Genomic DNA, 2,844 nt, shown 5'->3' with positions numbered 1-2,844 from the left:
GAGGTGAGTAGAGTTTGAGCCTGCTGCATCGTTGCATCAATCTTCTCAGCGATATGTTCGCTTGCCTTTATGACACGAGCGTTATCACTAAATACGGCATCTGCCGCATCGTGACGATGGTAGAGTGTGGCGCTAATGGTTGCAAAGTTCATTGAGTTATACTGTCGTAACTCTTTGACAGCACCACGACCAAACAGCTTTTTGCTGACTGCCTGTCCCTGATGACGCTGCTGATAGGCGAGCAGCGCACTTACGATGGCTTGTAGACTGGCATCCATTCCTAAGCGAGCTTGCGGTAGAGAGAGCTGTGCCGCATCGGCCAAAAGTGACAGCATAGGCTGGGTATCATGATATAAAAAATCATACATCGACACACGTGTCGGTGAAATAGTCGTCATAATCTGCTAGCATCAAAAAGTGTGCCCCTATATTACGGTGCCAAATGTCTTGATACAATCCCTTGATAATAGAAATTTTCAATCATTTTACTAATAACCTTGATAGTAATCTGATGAATGACAGATAGTCGGAAGCATTTATGACCAATAATAAGACGCTTGATAAACAACTCGTGATTAATATCGCTGAGCAAACATTAACGCTGTACCAGCAGCAAACTGAGGTTGCACAATATGTAGTCTCCACTGCAAAAAATGGTATTGGTAGTCAGCAGGATAGTGGTTGCACGCCGCTCGGTAGGCATGTCATTGAACAAAAAATAGGTGGTAGCGAGCCTATGAATGCGGTATTTGTCGGGCGTGTGCCGACAGGTGAGGTATACGATGCCAATCTTGGTGAGTTACATCCAAAGCGTGACTGGATATTGAGCCGTATTCTTTGGTTAAGCGGCCTTGAAGAAGGGTTAAACAAAGGTAGCAATGGCCAAGGTGGCTGCGATACTTATGAGCGCTATATCTATATTCACGGTACACCAGATACTGAACCAATGAGTATTCCGCTATCACATGGCTGTATCCGTATGCGTAATGAAGATATTGTAGAATTATTTGAGCAAGTGGAGGAGGGTACGCCCGTTACGATCGTTGTTGACTAGGTCGTGTTGCACACAAATTTAGCCATAGCGCTGACAGAAACTATTTAAACACAATAAAAAAAGACAGCTAGTTATATAACAAGCTGTCTTTTTTATGGAGTGGTTTTACTTGATGAAAGTAGTATCCGTCATAAAAATGATATTACTATTACCAAAACGTTGAGCTATCTGCAAATTTTGCTAAACGTGCATCAATATGACTCTGGTCATCAGTCAGTATGGCCGTAAACCAACCTGCACCATATAAAGCATTAGCATCTGTCTTTGATTTCAATTCATAAAACTGCTGATATTGATTATCATCGTTCAGTTGTTCTAACGCTTTTTGCGCTTTTATCAGCCTTTTTAGCCAACGTTTGGTTTTCTTTTTAGCTTTTTTCTTACTTAGTAAAGGCGTAGAAAATTCACTGATGTAACGCAAATCTCTTAACTGATTGAGCAGCTCGCTTTCAGGTTGGTCATTATCAGCAATGTCTGTGTTTACATCTAGATCTATGTCATCGCTCACAAGCTCAGCAACACTTACTTCATCACTTATTTTGTCAGCTTTTTTATTGGTTTTAAGGCATTTTTTATATTGTTTAGAGAGGACTTTCGTTAGCTTATCGCAGGCAAGCTGATCAGTCTGAGGTTCAATGCTGGGGTCGCTCATAGTAAAGGCAATCAGCTCTAGCAAGGTTATCTGAAAGTCATTGGCTTGTAGCGTATTGATGGGCGTGATTTTGATATTTTCAATATCTGCGGTCCAGTCGACGGCAGGCGCGCCACATGCTTGTAGCTCAGGTTCGATCTGTGCATTGATATAAGCAAGTTGATAGTAATCGCTAAGCAAGGTTGCAGTTTGCTTTAGTATTGGCAGCCATTCAGGGTTAATCTCATCAGAGAAGTCAGCAAATGCTTTCAACGCAGTACGCAAGCGATCAATACCAATCCGCAACTGTAGAATATGATCGTCATCTATACTGCCAGCGACGATAGCACTGCTGTTTGGTAATATCTGCAATAAGCAATTATGTACGACCGCACGTATAAAGGCAGGTGCACTGCTGTCTTTGTCTATTTGCAATTGACTTAGGTTTGCGTTGACCGCTGGACTGTGTTTTTGTCCGTTAATAAGTAAGCTACCGTTTTCAGCTTTGGTAACGGTGGATAGACACAGCTTATAGCGCTTGCACCATGTTTTGGCAGTCGTAAATAGAAAATCTAAATCTCCTGACACCAGTTCAAACTCTATCTCTTGAATGGCTTTGCGTAGCGAGTCATCAGTACCATGAATAATCTCTCCCTTATCGTAAGCCATTTCGATACAGTTATCGGTTTCATCTTCATTACTTTCTGTTAGCAACCGCGTAGTGCGCTCGACGTCAGTAACATAAAGTCGTGTTAGATTTTTCGCTAACTTTTTGAGTTTAAAGTCAGCCAATGCTGCAGCGATTGGAGTGTCTTTATATATTGTCAAATCAGGTATCAGCTCATTATTATCGAGCATCGCTTGTACTTGCTCATTATCGAGTACAGCATTGTGCTCCAAGCGTGCCGCGATACCATCACCACCAGCTTTAATGGTTTGTACCCATGTATCGCCTTCTTTGCGAATACGCAGACCGATACCTGCCTGTGCAAGCTGTTGGTCAGGCGTATCGTAATAATGTGCAGCCAGTTGTGTCACTTGTGAAGATTTAACGTGCGTTTGACGCATTAAACCCTTTAGCCGTGACTCTGGTACCAAAAACTTCAGCTCTATCTCTTGCATATTAGCTCCTAATAATTCTGACTGATGGCTCTGATCG

2 protein-coding genes and 1 pseudogene are annotated in these 2,844 nt (G+C 42.3%); 1 reads left to right on the top strand and 2 read right to left on the bottom strand.

The window, feature by feature from the left end; genetic code table 11:
• Positions 1-398 (bottom strand): annotated as a pseudogene (locus B2863_RS06395) (hypothetical protein); the annotation flags it as partial.
• Positions 399-538: 140 nt separating this feature from the next.
• Between B2863_RS06395 and B2863_RS06390 the strand changes: the two are divergent.
• Positions 539-1,054 (top strand): L,D-transpeptidase, encoded by a 516-nt coding sequence (locus B2863_RS06390; RefSeq protein ID WP_296208373.1) that lies wholly within the window; start codon positions 539-541, stop codon positions 1,052-1,054.
• A 148-nt stretch (positions 1,055-1,202) separates the two neighbouring features.
• Here B2863_RS06390 and B2863_RS06385 read toward each other — a convergent pair.
• Positions 1,203-2,844, bottom strand: a 1,642-nt coding sequence (locus B2863_RS06385; protein ID WP_296208372.1) for a CYTH and CHAD domain-containing protein, incomplete at its 5' end; no start/stop codon positions are given.

Origin of the sequence: Psychrobacter sp. UBA3480 (assembly GCF_002377945.1) — a bacterium.
Lineage (GTDB): Bacteria > Pseudomonadota > Gammaproteobacteria > Pseudomonadales > Moraxellaceae > Psychrobacter.
This window is presented reverse-complemented; position numbering and strand designations above follow the sequence as displayed.